The organism is Enterobacter chengduensis, assembly GCF_001984825.2.
Classification (GTDB): Bacteria; Pseudomonadota; Gammaproteobacteria; order Enterobacterales; family Enterobacteriaceae; genus Enterobacter; species Enterobacter chengduensis.
The window spans coordinates 826,672-843,420 of record NZ_CP043318.1; the positions used below are offsets into that span (position 1 = coordinate 826,672).

12 protein-coding genes are annotated in these 16,749 nt (G+C 55.7%); 5 read left to right on the forward strand and 7 right to left on the reverse strand.

The features are described 5' to 3' along the window. Nucleotides 1-14: 14 nt before the first annotated feature. Both carB and FY206_RS04055 read left to right on the forward strand, forming a co-directional pair. Complete coding sequence (gene carB / locus FY206_RS04050) at nucleotides 15-3,239, forward strand: carbamoyl-phosphate synthase large subunit (protein ID WP_077064152.1); 3,225 nt, start codon at nucleotides 15-17, stop codon at nucleotides 3,237-3,239. A gap of 139 nt (nucleotides 3,240-3,378) precedes the next feature. Beyond that, nucleotides 3,379-3,612: a YgdI/YgdR family lipoprotein gene (locus tag FY206_RS04055; RefSeq protein WP_003856439.1), complete on the forward strand. Its 234-nt coding sequence runs from the start codon at nucleotides 3,379-3,381 to the stop codon at nucleotides 3,610-3,612. Nucleotides 3,613-3,660: 48 nt separating this feature from the next. Here the strand turns inward: FY206_RS04055 and FY206_RS04060 are convergent, their stop codons facing one another. Further along, nucleotides 3,661-6,555, reverse strand: coding sequence for an autotransporter family protein (locus FY206_RS04060; RefSeq protein WP_080500332.1), 2,895 nt, complete (start codon nucleotides 6,553-6,555; stop codon nucleotides 3,661-3,663). Between the two features lie 365 nt (nucleotides 6,556-6,920). Here FY206_RS04060 and kefF point away from each other — a divergent pair, with 365 nt between their 5' ends. From kefF to folA, 3 genes are all read left to right on the forward strand, one after another. After that, nucleotides 6,921-7,451, forward strand: coding sequence for a glutathione-regulated potassium-efflux system oxidoreductase KefF (kefF, locus tag FY206_RS04065; RefSeq protein ID WP_032644028.1), 531 nt, complete (start codon nucleotides 6,921-6,923; stop codon nucleotides 7,449-7,451). Continuing rightward, nucleotides 7,444-9,309: a glutathione-regulated potassium-efflux system protein KefC gene (kefC, locus tag FY206_RS04070; protein WP_032644029.1), complete on the forward strand. Its 1,866-nt coding sequence runs from the start codon at nucleotides 7,444-7,446 to the stop codon at nucleotides 9,307-9,309. Before kefF ends, kefC begins: the two co-directional genes overlap by 8 nt. Before the next feature lie 114 nt (nucleotides 9,310-9,423). Continuing rightward, nucleotides 9,424-9,903 carry a type 3 dihydrofolate reductase gene (gene folA / locus FY206_RS04075; RefSeq protein WP_008502023.1) on the forward strand — a complete coding sequence of 160 codons (480 nt, stop codon included), beginning with the start codon at nucleotides 9,424-9,426 and terminating at the stop codon, nucleotides 9,901-9,903. A gap of 70 nt (nucleotides 9,904-9,973) precedes the next feature. Here the strand turns inward: folA and apaH are convergent, their stop codons facing one another. The 6 genes from apaH to lptD are packed head-to-tail and all read right to left on the reverse strand — an operon-like array spanning nucleotide 9,974 to nucleotide 16,703. Then, the gene (gene apaH / locus FY206_RS04080) at nucleotides 9,974-10,822 is read right to left on the reverse strand and encodes a bis(5'-nucleosyl)-tetraphosphatase (symmetrical) ApaH (protein WP_032644030.1); all 849 of its coding nucleotides are present in this window, start codon (nucleotides 10,820-10,822) and stop codon (nucleotides 9,974-9,976) included. 4 nt (nucleotides 10,823-10,826) lie between these two features. Continuing rightward, nucleotides 10,827-11,204, reverse strand: a complete 378-nt coding sequence (gene apaG / locus FY206_RS04085) for a Co2+/Mg2+ efflux protein ApaG (protein ID WP_032644031.1) — start codon at nucleotides 11,202-11,204, stop codon at nucleotides 10,827-10,829. Nucleotides 11,205-11,207: 3 nt separating this feature from the next. Continuing rightward, nucleotides 11,208-12,029 carry a 16S rRNA (adenine(1518)-N(6)/adenine(1519)-N(6))-dimethyltransferase RsmA gene (gene rsmA / locus FY206_RS04090; protein ID WP_032644032.1) on the reverse strand — a complete coding sequence of 274 codons (822 nt, stop codon included), beginning with the start codon at nucleotides 12,027-12,029 and terminating at the stop codon, nucleotides 11,208-11,210. Then, nucleotides 12,026-13,012 carry a 4-hydroxythreonine-4-phosphate dehydrogenase PdxA gene (pdxA, locus tag FY206_RS04095; RefSeq protein WP_032644033.1) on the reverse strand — a complete coding sequence of 329 codons (987 nt, stop codon included), beginning with the start codon at nucleotides 13,010-13,012 and terminating at the stop codon, nucleotides 12,026-12,028. Before pdxA ends, rsmA begins: the two co-directional genes overlap by 4 nt. Continuing rightward, nucleotides 13,012-14,298, reverse strand: a complete 1,287-nt coding sequence (surA, locus tag FY206_RS04100; RefSeq protein ID WP_032644034.1) for a peptidylprolyl isomerase SurA — start codon at nucleotides 14,296-14,298, stop codon at nucleotides 13,012-13,014. Before surA ends, pdxA begins: the two co-directional genes overlap by 1 nt. A 53-nt stretch (nucleotides 14,299-14,351) precedes the next feature. Further along, the gene (gene lptD / locus FY206_RS04105; protein WP_032644035.1) at nucleotides 14,352-16,703 is read right to left on the reverse strand and encodes an LPS assembly protein LptD; all 2,352 of its coding nucleotides are present in this window, start codon (nucleotides 16,701-16,703) and stop codon (nucleotides 14,352-14,354) included. Nucleotides 16,704-16,749 lie beyond the last annotated feature (46 nt).

The following is a 16,749-nucleotide window of genomic DNA, read 5'->3' on the forward strand; positions in this document are numbered from 1 at the left end:
GAGCCGAGAAGACAATGCCAAAACGTACAGACATAAAAAGCATCCTGATCCTTGGCGCTGGCCCGATCGTCATCGGCCAGGCCTGCGAATTCGACTACTCCGGCGCCCAGGCCTGTAAAGCCCTGCGTGAAGAGGGTTACCGCGTTATCCTGGTCAACTCTAACCCGGCAACTATCATGACCGACCCGGAAATGGCTGATGCGACCTACATCGAGCCGATTCACTGGGAAGTGGTACGCAAAATCATCGAGAAAGAGCGTCCGGACGCGGTGCTGCCGACCATGGGCGGCCAGACGGCGCTCAACTGCGCGCTGGAGCTGGAGCGTCAGGGCGTGCTGGAAGAGTTCGGCGTGACCATGATTGGCGCGACCGCCGACGCGATTGATAAAGCAGAAGACCGTCGCCGCTTCGACGTGGCGATGAAGAAAATCGGCCTCGACACCGCGCGCTCCGGCATCGCACACAACATGGAAGAGGCACTTGCCGTTGCGGCTGAAGTGGGCTATCCGTGCATCATCCGTCCATCGTTCACCATGGGCGGCACCGGCGGCGGTATCGCCTACAACCGCGAAGAGTTCGAAGAGATTTGCGAACGCGGTCTGGATCTTTCTCCAACCAAAGAGTTGCTGATTGATGAGTCGCTGATTGGCTGGAAAGAGTATGAGATGGAGGTGGTGCGTGATAAAAACGACAACTGCATCATCGTCTGCTCCATCGAAAACTTCGATGCGATGGGTATCCACACCGGCGACTCCATCACCGTTGCGCCAGCCCAGACTCTGACCGACAAAGAGTACCAAATCATGCGTAACGCCTCGATGGCGGTACTGCGTGAAATCGGCGTGGAAACCGGCGGCTCAAACGTGCAGTTCTCGGTGAACCCGAAAACCGGCCGTTTGATTGTTATCGAAATGAACCCGCGCGTGTCCCGTTCCTCCGCGCTGGCCTCGAAAGCGACCGGCTTCCCGATTGCCAAAGTGGCGGCCAAGCTGGCAGTGGGTTATACCCTCGACGAGCTGATGAACGACATTACCGGTGGCCGCACGCCAGCCTCCTTCGAGCCGTCCATTGACTACGTTGTGACCAAAATTCCACGCTTTAACTTCGAGAAGTTCGCGGGCGCGAACGACCGTCTGACCACCCAGATGAAATCGGTCGGCGAAGTGATGGCGATTGGCCGCACGCAGCAGGAATCCCTGCAGAAAGCGCTGCGCGGCCTCGAAGTGGGCGCCACCGGCTTTGACCCGAAAGTGAGCCTGGACGACCCGGAAGCGCTGACCAAAATCCGCCGCGAGCTGAAAGACGCGGGCGCAGAGCGTATCTGGTACATCGCCGATGCCTTCCGTGCGGGCCTGTCCGTCGACGGCGTGTTCAACCTGACCAACATTGACCGCTGGTTCCTGGTGCAGATTGAAGAGCTGGTGCGTCTGGAAGAGAAAGTGGCTGAGCTGGGCATCAACGGCCTGGACGCTGACTTCCTGCGTATGCTCAAGCGTAAAGGCTTCGCCGATGCGCGTCTGGCCAAGCTGGCGGGCGTGCGCGAAGCGGAGATCCGCAAGCTGCGCGATCAGTATGACCTGCACCCGGTCTACAAGCGCGTGGACACCTGTGCGGCAGAATTTGCGACCGACACCGCATACATGTACTCCACTTATGAAGACGAGTGCGAAGCGAACCCGTCCATCGACCGCGACAAGATCATGGTGCTGGGCGGCGGTCCAAACCGTATCGGCCAGGGCATCGAGTTCGACTACTGCTGCGTACACGCCTCGCTGGCGCTGCGTGAAGACGGTTACGAGACCATCATGGTCAACTGTAACCCGGAGACCGTCTCAACCGATTACGACACCTCTGACCGTCTCTACTTCGAGCCGGTGACCCTGGAAGACGTGCTGGAAATCGTGCGCATCGAGAAGCCAAAAGGCGTTATCGTGCAGTACGGCGGCCAGACTCCGCTGAAGCTGGCGCGCGCGCTGGAAGCGGCAGGCGTACCGGTTATCGGCACCAGTCCCGACGCGATTGACCGCGCCGAAGACCGCGAGCGTTTCCAGCAGGCGGTTGACCGTCTGAAGCTGAAACAGCCGGCGAACGCCACGGTGACGGCTATTGAACAGGCCGTTGAGAAAGCGAAAGAGATTGGCTACCCGCTGGTGGTGCGTCCTTCCTACGTCCTGGGCGGCCGCGCGATGGAAATCGTGTATGACGAAGCCGACCTGCGTCGCTACTTCCAGACGGCGGTGAGCGTGTCCAACGATGCGCCGGTGCTGCTCGACCGTTTCCTCGACGACGCGGTGGAAGTGGACGTTGACGCCATCTGCGACGGCGAAATGGTGCTGATTGGCGGCATCATGGAGCACATCGAGCAGGCGGGCGTGCACTCCGGCGACTCCGCCTGTTCTCTGCCAGCGTACACGCTGAGCCAGGAGATTCAGGACGTGATGCGCCAGCAGGTGCAGAAGCTGGCCTTCGAGCTGCAGGTTCGCGGCCTGATGAACGTCCAGTTCGCGGTGAAAGACAACGAAGTCTACCTGATTGAAGTCAACCCGCGTGCGGCACGTACCGTACCGTTCGTCTCTAAAGCCACCGGCGTACCGCTGGCGAAAGTGGCGGCGCGCGTGATGGCGGGCCAGACGCTGGCGCAGCAGGGCGTGACCAAAGAGATCATTCCGCCGTACTATTCGGTGAAAGAGGTGGTGCTGCCGTTCAACAAATTCCCGGGCGTTGACCCGCTGTTAGGGCCAGAAATGCGCTCTACCGGGGAAGTGATGGGCGTGGGCCGCACCTTCGCCGAAGCGTTCGCGAAGGCGCAACTGGGCAGTAGCTCCACCATGAGAAAATCAGGCCGTGCGCTGCTCTCCGTTCGTGAAGGCGACAAAGAGCGCGTGGTTGACCTGGCCGCCAAGCTGCTGAAACAGGGCTTCGAGCTGGACGCGACCCACGGTACCGCGATTGTGCTGGGTGAAGCCGGTATCAACCCGCGTCTGGTGAACAAGGTGCATGAAGGTCGTCCGCACATTCAGGACCGTATCAAGAATTGCGAATATACCTACATCATAAACACTACCGCAGGCCGCCAGGCGATTGAAGACTCCAAGCTGATTCGCCGCAGCGCGCTGCAGTATAAAGTGCACTACGACACCACCCTGAACGGCGGTTTCGCAACGGCCATGGCGCTGAACGCGGATGCCACCGAGAAGGTGATTTCAGTGCAGGAAATGCACGCGCAGATTAGCAAGTAAGTTTAAATGCCCGGTGCCGTTCGGTTGCCGGGCATTCTCTCCATCTTCAGAACCTTCTGGTTTTTCATCCGCTTTCAGTCAGTTAGCCTAAAATGGTTAGGTCGATAACGAAATTCAACTGAGAGCAGGGGAAAACACCATGCAAAATAAATTACTGATCGCTTCCGTTCTGGCTGCTACCGCAATGTTTACCGTGGCGGGCTGTTCGTCTAATCAGGCCGTAAAAACCACCGATGGCAAAACCATCGTCACCGACGGGAAACCGCAGGTGGATGACGATACCGGGCTGGTGTCGTACAAAAACGCCGAAACCGGTCAAACCGAGCAGATCAACCGTGACCAGGTGAAATCCATGGGCGAGCTGGATAACTAATAAAAAAAGCCGTGGCGTTTGCCACGGCTTTTGCTCTTTCAGGAACGGTTACCAGCGGTGGTTCAGCAGGATATGGCCGCCATAGGCAGCATAGCTGTTTTCGCCCCACTCGCCGCTGGCGCGCAGGGAGATCGTCGTGGTTTCATTCAGGTTGCCGGTAACGCCCAACTCTAACTGTCCACGATCTTCCGGCGTATCGTTGCTGACGGTCTCGCCGTTAAACGCCAGATCGTTTTGACCCGCACCCTTCAGCCAGTTCACGGCAACGTGCGGCTGCCAGGCTTTCACGTCTTTCTGCTGGAAGTAGCTTGATTTGACGCCCAGACGACCAAACAAACCGTCGTTGTCCAGCGTTGTCACCCGCACGCCGTCGCGATCGGTGTGGTTTTCCTGATCCAGATAGCTGTAGATGATCTGTGCCTGCGGTTCGATCTTCCAGGTGCGCTCTTTCTCTGAGTCAATCACCCACGCATGACCCACTTCAACAGATGCGGCAAAACCGGTGCTGTCGTAGTCTTCATCGTTGCGATTGCTGGTCACTTTATTGTTGTACCAGCTGTATGCGGCCCAGGTATCAACATAGCTGCCCAGACGCAGCTTCTGATCTTCCTGCCAGGTTGCATACAGGCCGACGTTAAAGCCATCCACTTTGCCCTGCGCGTTGCGGACGTTGTGTTTTGCATCAGAGTGGGTCTTCGCCTGACCTGCCCCGAACATGCCACCCGCACGCAGAATACCGTTGTCCATCGGCTTGCTCATGAAGTCGCTGCCGACCTGAAGGACGGTGGTGGTGGTGTCATAGCTGACTCTGTCGCCGCCAGCATTGTTTTCATGGTAGCGACCTTTGACGTACATCCAGGTATTGAGGTCTTCTTCATTACGGAAGGTGATCTGATCGCGGTCGTCACGCTTGTGGAGGAACATGCTCTGCGCGGCAAGGTAGTTGCCTAAGTAAGCGCCGACCTCAGGAGCCATGACCTCAGGACCGCTGTTGCTGCCATTGTCGCCGTTGTCGGTGTTACCGCCGTTGTCGGTGTTGCCGCCGTTGTCGGTGTTACCGCCGTTGTCGGTGTTGCCGCCATTGTCGGTGTTGCCGCCATTGTCGGTGTTATCGCCGTCGTCGGTATTATCGCCATCATCGGTATTATCAGAAGGTTCATCAGAAGGCGTAGCCTTTGATTCCAGGTACCAGTTGCCGTTGTTGTGCTGATAGAGATTATATTCCCACGCACCGGCAACCACCGGTTTGGCAAGGGTCAACTGGGCTTCGGAGCTGCCGCCAACGCTGACAATTTCCATGCCGTTAACGGTTTGCGCACCCAGACCGCCAATGTTGCTAACGCTAACGCTGGACTGACCAAAGCTGCTGCCGGTAATGGTGAGATGATCGGTTGGCGAGTTATCTTCACCCAGGGTGCTGCTCATCACGATCTGACTGCCCGCAGAGCCGGTATAGTCGCCGTTAATGGTGAAATTGTTGCCTACGCTGTTATTGGCTGCACTGAGTAAAAGATTGCCACTGTTGGTGACGTTGCCATTGACCGTATCGATACCTGAAACGCTCAGCGTATCGTTACCCTGAATCGCATTCCATGCAGCCAGCGTACCACCCGTGAGGATGTTGATATTGTTGTTTACTTCGCCAGCAGTGGCAAACTGAGCGCCATCGTTAATTGTGATGGTTGCGTTGCTTCCCTTGGCACCCAGGACTGAACCTGAAGCCACCAGAGTCGTGCCGCTATGCAGAACGGTATCACCCGTGTAGGTGTTCTTGCCTTTTAGCGTCAGGGTGTTGGAATCCACTTTTTCAACATTGCCACTACCGGTAATGCCGGTAGCGAACGCGGTATTACTGCCCTGATTAAAAATAAGGGTGCCATTGTTGGTCAGGCCCCCGCTCAGCGTTGCGGTTTTCGTGCCATCGCCAAGCTGGAGAGACGCATCTTTGGCAACGAGGGTAGTACCGGCATTCGCGACGGTACCAGAAAGGACTAAATCACCGCTGTTGACCTGAAGCGAATTGCCGGAACCAATAATGTCGATATCACCTGAGAGCGCCCAGCTTTCCCCGTCCATATTCAAAGAAGCAAAGCCATCGTCTTCCGTTAAGCCAACAAAATTGCTGTCTTCTATGCCGGTACCTGCCAGAGTGATTGTATTTCCTGTAGAGACGCTAGAAATTACATCGCCAGTCAGTGAAGAACCCGTGTTAAGCACCAGCGTATTATTTTTGCTGCTGGCAAACATGATTGCCGTGCTGCCACCGCCAATCGAACCGGTGTTGGTGATATCGACTTTCGCCGTATCCATTACCTTAATACCGTTCTGCGCGCCCTGTACGGTTCCGGTATTGGTGATTTTGGTGTTACCATCGCTCAGGTTAATACCATCATTCTCTGTGCCGGTAAGCGTGCCTTCGTTATTTACCGCAACGCCGACGCGTGAATTCAGGCCTGTTTTACCTTTAATAACCCCGGTGGCGCCATTAGTAATATTTACCGCTGAAGATTCTTGACTGACATAAATGCCATTGTCGAAGGCGGTAATATTTCCGTTGTTGATAATATCCCCTTGCATTGACGCGATGTTAACGGCCGTAGAGTCGGTAGAGGAGATGGTCGCGCCTTCCTCATTATTCAGGGTCACGCGTTGCGCGGAGGTATTAATATCCAGGCCTTTACCTGTGCCAGAAATGTTTCCATTGTTAGTCACTGTGGTGACGCTGAATCCTGAAACAGAAACTGCGCTCTCACTTCCCGAGGACGAGATGGTGACATCTTTATTAATGGTATACTGGGTGTCGGTGGAAAATTCTTGTGGGACAGAGGTGGATTCATCAATGGTTCCAGCGAAGGCTACAACTGGTGTGAATATAAGTAAGGCAGGAAATATCTTTCCAAGTGTTCTTGTGGTTTTGTTTAATATGAATTTTTTGTTGCGCATGTACACATCCATTTGAGAAGAAGTGACGCTAATTAATGATATGGAATAACCCTTTGGGCTTTTTGCAAGAATGGGCTCAAGACTAAGAGCATAAAATTATTATTTTTTCAAGGCGTTATGTATAGGTTGATTTATTAAAAAATGATTTTAGTCTTTCTTAATTGATCTTTAATTAATATATTTCGATCTTAATCATTCATTTAATATATTGTCTGCAAACCGTCGTTTTAACGCCTGCTATACCCCTCCGGGACAATGATTGCCAATTGTTGCGTTTTACCTTTGCAAGGCTTTTCGGCCCTTTCACCGGACGGGTTAACTGTCTACACTCACTGCTACAAGAAGAGAAGAAGACAGGCCATTTGATGATACTCATAATTTACGCGCACCCTTATCCGCAGCACTCGCACGCGAATAAGCGGATGCTTGAGCAGGTAAGGACGCTTGATAACGTAGAGATACGCTCCCTCTATCAACTTTATCCCGATTTTAATATTGATATCGCCGCCGAACAGGAGGCGCTTTCCCGTGCCGATCTGATTGTCTGGCAGCATCCCATGCAGTGGTACAGCACGCCCGCGCTGCTGAAGCTGTGGATTGATAAAGTCTTCTCCCACGGCTGGGCGTATGGCCACAACGGCAATGCGCTAAAAGGGAAAAGCCTGTTGTGGGCGGTCACCACCGGTGGAGGCGAAAGCCACTTTGATATCGGTTCTTTCCCGGGCTTTGACGTCCTGGCACAGCCGTTGCAGGCGACCGCGCTCTATTGTGGGCTGAACTGGCTCCCGCCTTTTGCCATGCACTGCACGTTTGTTTGCGACGATGAAACGCTGCAGGCGCAGGCTCGGCATTATAAACAACGCTTACTTGAGTGGCAGGAGGCGCACCATGGATAGCCATACGCTGATACAGGCGCTGATTTACCTCGGCGCGGCGGCGCTGATTGTGCCCGTGGCGGTGCGTCTGGGGCTGGGCTCCGTTCTCGGCTACCTGATTGCGGGGTGCGTGATTGGGCCGTGGGGCTTCCGGCTGGTCACCGATGCCGAGGCGATTCTCCATTTCGCTGAAATCGGCGTGGTGCTGATGCTCTTTGTGATTGGTCTGGAGCTCGACCCGCAGCGGTTATGGAAGCTTCGCGCCTCGGTATTTGGCGGTGGGGCGCTGCAGATGGTGGCCTGCGGCCTGCTGCTGGGCGGGTTCTGCATCCTGTTGGGTATGGACTGGAAGGTGGCAGAGCTCATCGGCATGACGCTGGCGCTCTCCTCAACGGCTATTGCCATGCAGGCGATGAACGAGCGAAATCTGACGGTATCCCAGATGGGGCGCAGCGCGTTCTCGGTGCTGCTGTTCCAGGACATTGCCGCTATTCCGCTGGTGGCGATGATCCCGCTGCTGGCGGCCAGCGGTTCCTCCACCACGCTGGGCGCTTTCGCGCTGTCGGCACTGAAAGTGGCGGGCGCGCTGGCGCTGGTGGTGGTGCTTGGCCGCTACGTGACCCGCCCGCTGCTGCGGTTTGTTGCCCGCTCTGGCCTGCGCGAAGTGTTCAGCGCCGTGGCGCTGTTCCTGGTGTTTGGCTTCGGCCTGCTGCTGGAGGAAGCCGGGCTGTCGATGGCGATGGGGGCATTCCTTGCAGGCGTTCTGCTGGCGAGCTCTGAATACCGTCACGCGCTGGAAAGCGATATCGAGCCGTTCAAAGGCCTGCTGCTGGGGCTGTTTTTCATCGGCGTGGGGATGTCCGTCGACTTCGGCACGCTGGTGACGCATCCGCTGCGGATTGTCATCCTGCTCGTCGGCTTCCTGGTCATTAAAATGGCGATGCTGTGGCTGATTGCGCGCCCGCTGAAGGTGCCGAACAGGCAGCGAAGCTGGTTTGCGGTTCTGCTGGGGCAGGGAAGCGAATTTGCGTTCGTGGTCTTTGGCGCGGCGCAAATGGCAAACGTCCTCGATCCCGAGTGGGCGAAAGCGCTGACGCTGGCGGTCGCGCTGTCGATGGCGGCGACGCCCGTCCTGCTGGTGGTGCTGACGCGTCTGGAAAAATCGGGCAGCGAGCAGGAGCGCGAAGCCGATGAGATTGACGAAGAGCAGCCGCGCGTGATCATTGCCGGATTTGGCCGCTACGGGCAGATCGTAGGCCGTCTGCTGCTGTCCAGCGGGGTGAAGATGGTCATCCTCGATCACGATCCCGACCATGTTGATACCCTGCGTAAATTCGATATGAAGGTGTTTTACGGCGATGCGACCCGCGTCGACCTGCTGGAATCCGCCGGGGCGGCGAAAGCCGAGGTGCTGATCAACGCCATTGACGATCCGGAGACCAGCCTGCAGATGGTGGAAATGGCGAAAGAGCATTTCCCGGATCTGACCATCATCTCCCGCGCGCGCGATGTGGATCACTATATCCGCCTCAGGCAGGCGGGCGTCGAATCCCCCGAGCGTGAAACCTTCGAAGGCGCGCTGAAGTCTGGCCGCATGGCGCTGGAAAACCTGGGGCTGGGCGCGTACGAAGCGCGCGAACGGGCAGACCTGTTCCGCCGCTTTAATACCGAGATGGTGGAAGAGATGGCGGCGATGGCGGGCAGTACGGCCACCGAGCGTGCGGCGGTGTTTAAACGCACCAGCGCGATGCTGACGGAGATCATCAATGAGGATCGCAATCACCTGTCGCTGATCCAGCGGCACGGCTGGCAGGGCACGGAAGAGGGCAAGCATACCGGGGATCCTTCTGACGAGCCGGAGAGTAAACCTTCCGCGTGAAGCGGAGTTGCCAGCAATATTAAAAAATTTCTGTATCTTTACTCTGCCGCCAGTCGACGAAAGATTAAGCTTTCCGTATAGTGGCGGCAATTTTTTGCATCCGGGAAATTTTCAATGATCAGTCTGATTGCAGCGCTGGCGGTAGACCGCGTTATCGGTATGGAAAATGCCATGCCGTGGAACCTGCCTGCCGATCTCGCATGGTTTAAACGTACAACGTTAAACAAGCCGGTAGTGATGGGCCGCCTGACCTGGGAGTCGATTGGTCGTCCATTGCCGGGCCGTAAGAATATCGTTATCAGTAGCCAGCCGGGCACTGACGATCGCGTCGAATGGGTGAAATCGGTAGACGAGGCGATTGCTGCATGCGGCAATGCTGAAGAGATCATGGTGATTGGCGGTGGGCGCGTGTACGAGCAGTTCCTGCCAAAAGCGCAGAAGCTGTATCTGACCCACATTGATGCCGAAGTGGAAGGGGATACCCATTTCCCGGACTACGATCCGGACGAGTGGGAATCGGTATTCAGCGAATTCCACGACGCGGATGCGCAGAACTCTCACAGCTACTGCTTCGAGATTCTGGAACGTCGTTAAGTGATATACCCCTCTCCCCAGAGGGGCGAGGGGACCGTTCGGTGCGGTCTTTTGGGGGGAGGGGCAACAGTCAGGAGGCAACGGCCTCGTTTTCTCCTGAGTCAAGCTGTCGGTTGGACGGCTGCACAAAGTACGCTTTATCTTCCCAGCGTAAGCAGGTTAACTCTCCGCCCCAGCAGCATCCGGTATCCAGACCGTAAATCCCTTCCGGTGTTCCTTTTCCTTCCAGTGCCGCCCAGTGGCCAAATACCACGCTGTACTCGCTGGTCACCGGCCCCGGAATGGCAAACCACGGTTTCAGCGGAGCGGGCGCGCTTTCCGGCGTCTCTTTGGAATACATGTCCAGCTGTCCGTTCGGGAAGCAGAAACGCATGCGGGTGAAGGCGTTGGTGATAAAGCGCAGACGGGCAAGACCGCTAAGCTCCTCGCTCCAGTGGTTTGGCATATCGCCGTACATGGCATCAAGGAAGAAAGGATACGAGTCGCTCGCCAGCACCGCCTCAACGTCACGCGCGCAGGTTTTCGCCGTCTCAAGATCCCATTGTGGGGTGATCCCGGCATGCGCCATGACCAGCTTTTTCTCTTCGTCGACCTGCAGCAGGGGCTGACGGCGCAGCCAGTTAAGCAGATCGTCCGCGTCCGGCGCATCAAGCAGCGGGGTGAGGCGATCTTTGGGTTTGTTGCGGCTGATCCCGGCGAACACCGCCAGCAGATGCAGATCGTGATTGCCCAGCACCATGCGCACGCTGTCGCCCAGCGATTTGACGAAACGCAACACGTCAAGAGAGCCGGGGCCACGCGCGACTAAATCGCCCGTCAGCCAGAGCGTGTCTTGTTCTGGCGTAAAGTCGACCTGTTTTAACAATGCGATCAGTTCATCGTAGCAGCCGTGAACGTCGCCAATCAGATATGTAGACATTAGATTAATGAATGAGTGTGGTTACGGCGAGACGGAACACGGGAATGGCAACGCGGAAGCCATTGCCATCGACGTCGACCATTTCATAATGGCCTTGCATGGTACCCATCGGCGTTTCAATTACCGCACCGCTGGTGTACTGGTACTCTTCGCCAGGGGCGATGTGGGGCTGTTCACCGACCACACCTTCGCCCTGAACTTCGATTTCGCGACCATTGCCGTTGGTGATAAGCCAGTAGCGCCCGCGCAGCTGCACGGGCGTCCGCCCCAGATTGCGAATGGTCACGGTGTAAGCGAAGACAAAGCGTTCTTCGTCCGGAGAGGACTGTGATTCAACATAGACGCTTTGTACATGGACACAGACGCGGGGCGAATCAATCATGGCTTAACTCTCCTTCGACGGCGCATTATCGCTGATGTAATTAGCCAGCTTGCAGTACTGCTCTACGGAAATGTTCTCCGCACGCATTGCCGGGTCGATCCCAAGTTCAGCTAATACCTCAACGGTAAATGAATTGCTCAGGCTGTTACGGATCGTTTTACGGCGCTGGTTAAAGGCCTCTGTGGTAATGCGGCTGAGCACGCGCAGATCTTTAACCGGATACGGTTTCGTTTTGTGCGGCACAAGGCGCACAACCGCTGAATCCACTTTCGGTGGTGGTGTGAACGCTGACGGCGGTACTTCGAGTACCGGGATCACGTTGCAGTAATATTGCGCCATCACGCTTAAACGACCATACGCTTTACTGTTCGGGCCTGCAACCAGACGGTTAACAACCTCTTTTTGCAACATGAAGTGCATGTCGGCAATGGCATCAGTATAGCTAAACAGGTGGAACATGAGCGGCGTGGAGATGTTGTACGGCAGGTTGCCGAATACGCGCAGCGGCTGACCCATTTTTTCCGACAGTTCGCCAAAGTTCATGGTCATGGCGTCCTGCTGATAGATAGTCAGCTTCGGCCCGAGGAACGGGTGCGTTTGCAGGCGTGCGGCCAGATCGCGGTCCAGTTCGATGACGGTCAGCTGGTCGAGGCGTTCGCCGACCGGCTCGGTCAGCGCGGCAAGGCCCGGGCCGATTTCGACCATCGCCTGACCTTTTTGCGGATTAATAGCCGAGACAATGCTTTCGATCACGAACTGATCGTTAAGGAAGTTTTGCCCGAAACGTTTACGGGCTAAGTGGCCCTGATGGACTCGATTAGTCATTGAGTATTAACAATCATTTTGATGGCGAGATTAAGCGCCGTAATAAAACTGCCGACATCCGCTTTCCCCTGGCCTGCCAGATCCAGCGCAGTACCGTGGTCAACGGACGTTCGAATAAAGGGTAAACCGAGGGTGATATTCACGCCGCGGCCAAAGCCCTGGTATTTTAGCACGGGCAGGCCCTGATCGTGGTACATCGCGAGCACGGCGTCGGCATTATCCAGGTATTTCGGCTGGAAAAGGGTATCCGCAGGCAGCGGCCCGCTGAGATTCATCCCCTTCGCCCGCATTTCGTTGAGTACCGGAATGATCGTGTCGATCTCTTCGGTGCCCATGTGCCCGCCTTCCCCGGCGTGTGGATTGAGGCCACATACCAGCACGTGCGGCTGCGGGATGCCAAATTTTGTCTGCAGGTCGTGGTGCAAAATCCCGATGATCTCGCGCAGGAGTTCAGGGGTGATCGCATCAGGAATGGCTTTGATCGGCAGATGGGTGGTCACCAGCGCAACGCGCATCGCCTCTGTTGCCAGCATCATCACCACTTTCGGGCTACGCGAACGCTCTTCGAAAAATTCCGTATGCCCGGTAAACGGTATGCCTGCTTCGTTGATAACGCCTTTGTGAACCGGGCCGGTGATCAGGGCGGCAAATTCGCCCTTCAGGCAGCCGTCGCAGGCGCGCGCAAGGGTTTCAACGACATAGTGACCGTTTTCCGTGCTGAGCTGGCCCGGAATAACCGGCGTACGAAGGGGAACGGAGAGAAGGGTGAGCGTACCGGCTTGCTGCGGTGCAGGCTGTTGACCTTCAACGTAGGGGATGAGCGTTAAAGGCAGACCGAGCAATGCTGCCCGGTCCTGTAACAGTGTTGCATCGGCACAGACAACCAGCTCTACCGGCCAGCTGCGCTGGGCGAGCTGGACAACGAGGTCAGGCCCAATCCCGGCGGGTTCGCCGGGCGTGATAACAACACGATGCTGTTTCATTAGTTGCTCAGAATTTTCACGTAGGCACTGGCGCGTTGTTCCTGCATCCAGGTAGCTGCTTCTTCAGAGAACTTACGGTTGAACAGCATGCGGTAGGCTCTGTCTTTCTGTGCCGCATCCGTTTTATCCACGTTACGGGTGTCCATCAGCTCGATCAGATGCCAGCCAAATGAAGAGTGAACCGGCGCGCTGATCTGGCCTTTGTTCAGCTTCATCAACGCGTCGCGGAAGGCAGGATCGTAGATATCCGCAGCTGCCCAGCCCAGATCGCCGCCCTGGTTAGCAGAGCCGGGATCCTGAGAGAACTCTTTTGCTGCTTTATCAAATGAGGTTTTACTGCTCTTAATGTCCGCTGCAATCTGTTCCAGCTTCGCACGCGCCTGATCGTCAGTCATGATCGGTGACGGTTTCAGAAGAATGTGGCGAGCATGAACTTCGGTGACGGAAATATTTTGGCTCTGGCCGCGCAGATCGTTCACTTTCAGAATGTGGAAGCCCACGCCTGAACGAATAGGACCAACGATATCTCCTTTCTTCGCCGTGCTCAGCGCCTGGGCAAAGATGGATGGCAGCTCCTGAATACGTCCCCAGCCCATCTGGCCGCCTTTCAGCGCCTGTTGGTCTGCGGAGTAAGTGATGGCCAGCTTGCCAAAGTCGCCGCCGTTACGCGCCTGTTCGACAATCGAACGCGCCTGGCTTTCTGCTTCCGCGGCCTGATCGGACGTTGGGTTCTCTGGCAGTGGGATCAGAATGTGGCTCAGGTTCAGCTCTGTGCTCGCATCGTTCTGGTTACCCACCTGTTTTGCCAGCGCGTCCACTTCCTGAGGCAGGATGGTGACGCGGCGACGCACTTCGTTGTTACGCACTTCCGAAATCAGCATCTCTTTACGGATCTGGTTACGGTAGGTGGCGTAGCTGATGCCGTCATAGGCCAGACGGCTGCGCATCTGATCTAAAGACATATTGTTCTGCTTCGCGATGTTAGCGATCGCCTGATCGAGCTGCTCGTCAGTGACCTTCACGCCCATTTTTTGCCCCATCTGCAGAACGATCTGATCCATGATCAGACGCTCCAGGATCTGGTGGCGCAGCGTGGCGTCATCAGGAAGCTGTTGACCGGCTTCGCCCGAATTGAGCTTCACCGATTTCATCAGACCGTCAACGTCACTTTCAAGCACGACGCCGTTGTTAACCACAGCAGCGACTTTATCAACAACCTGGGGGGCCGCGAAGCTGGTATTCGCAACCATAGCGACACCGAGCAGCAGCGTTTTCCAGTTCTTCATACTTTTTCCATTTCAATTAACCGCAAAGCGGATTACGTTGCAAATCAAGCACATTACAAGGCGCTACTGTACGGCAGAATATTCGAGCGCAGCATTTTCTGCGTACCCAGACCGTAGTTGGAACTCAGGCCGCGTAACTCGAAGTTAAAGCCAATCACGTTATCGTATTTGCTCTGATTGTTTTCAGTGTTCCAGCCGTTAAGCTTACGTTCGTAACCGACACGCAGCGCGTAACAGCAGGAGTTATATTGCAGACCTACCATCTGGTCAGCAGGTTTATTGACGTTAGTATCGAAGTAGTACGCACCTACGATTGACCAACGGTCGGCGATTGGCCAACTCGCTGCGCCACCCACCTGTGAGATACCGTCTTTATACTGCTCTGCAGTACCGTAGTTCGGTAACGTCGCCTGAATATATTCCGGGCTGGCATAACGATAGGTCAACTGCACCATACGATCTTCATCCCGGCGATACTCAATAGCTGCCGTACTGTTGGCGATATTGTCGAGACGGGTGTCATATTGCACGCCGCCGCGCAGGCCCCAACGATCGGTCATACGCCAGTAGGTGTCGCCAGCCCAAATCAGCGAGCCCGTCTTGTTATCTTTCTCCCACTTAATATTGTCATCGCCCGTGCGAGACTCGGTGAAGTAGTAGATTTGACCAACAGAAACGTTAAAACGTTCAACGGCGGCATCATCATATACGCGCGTTGTGACACCGGTCGTTAACTGGTTAGCGGAGGCGATGCGGTCAAGGCCGCCGTAGGTACGGTCACGGAACAGGCCGCTGTAGTCAGATTGCAGTAAAGAGGAGTCATAGTTGTTGATGTTGCTCTGGTCGCGATAAGGCACGTACAGGTACTGCATACGTGGCTCCAGCGTCTGAGTATAACCATCTGCCAACAAGGCCATATCACGCTCAAAGATCAGCTTGCCGTCCATTTTGAACTGCGGAAGCGTGCGGTTTACGGATTCTTCCAGGTGAGCATTGTTAGTTGCGTTGTAATTATCGATATTTTTTTGCTGATAGTGCGTCGCCATCAGCTTGGCTTCGGTATCCAGGCTTGCCCAATCGTTGGACCACGGCAGATTGATCGTCGGCTCAAGGTGAACACGCGTGGCTTCAGGCATGTCCGAATCCGTGTTAACGAAATGCACGGCCTGAGCGTACACATGGGTGTCAAATGGACCCACATCATTCTGATACCAATTAACATCCAGCTGGGGCTCAGCGCCGTAGGTAGGCGTGGCCTGGTCAGAAAATACCTGGAACTGCTTGGTCGAGACGGTTGCGTCAAAGTTCTGCACCGCATAGCCTACGCTGAATTTCTGCGTGGCATAGCCATCCGTACTTGAGCCGTATTTCGAAGAGAAGTCGTTAAAATAAGACGAATCGCTAACTTTGGTGTAGTCAACATTAAAGCGCCACACCTGATCCATCACCCCGGCATGCTGCCAGTAGTATAACCAGCGGTGCTTATCGCCCTCGGTCGGATGCTCGTCCTGGAAGACTTTATCCGACGGCAGATAATCCAGCTCCATCAGACCTGCACCAGCCTGAGTCAGATAGCGGAACTCGTTCTCCCACATGACGTTGCCGCGCTTGTGGATATAGTGCGGCGTGATCGTCGCATCCATGTTGGGCGCGATGTTCCAGTAATACGGCAGGTAGAACTCAAAGTAGTTCGTGGTGCTGTATTTGGCATTGGGGATCAGGAAGCCCGAGCGGCGTTTGTCACCTACGGGAAGCTGCAGATAAGGGCTGTAGAATACCGGTACCGGGCCCAGCTTAAAGCGCGCGTTCCAGATCTCCGCGACCTGTTCTTCACGGTCATGGATAACTTCGCTCCCGACCACGCTCCAGGTATTTGAACCCGGCAGACATGACGTGAACGTACCGTTTTCCAGGATCGTATAGCGGTTTTCGCCGCGCTGTTTCATCAGGTCTGCGTCACCGCGCCCCTGGCGACCCACCATCTGGTAATCACCTTCCCAGACGTTAGTATCTTTCGTATTCAGGTTTGACCAGGCTTTCGGACCTTTCAGGATGACCTGATTGTCGTCATAGTGCACATTACCCAGCGCATCCACCGTGCGTACCGGCTCGGCCGCGCCTTCCGGCTGCTTCTGGTGCAACTGCACTTCATCTGCCTGCAGGCGGCTATTGCCCTGGTTAATATCCACATTGCCCGTAAACGTGGCATTGTCAGGGTAGGTCCCTTTAGAACTGTCGGCAGTAATGGTTACCGGCAAGCTATTTGTATCGCCACTCACCAGTGGGCGATTATAGCTTGGGACGCCAAGCATACATTGCGAGGCGAGATCGGCCGCCAGCCCCTGTTGACTGTACAGGGCGGTGCCAATCATTGTGGCCAGGAGGGTGGGGATACGTTTTTTCATACGTTGTATTTTATTGTTCCGTCATCAGTGGCTACGGCTTACAAAC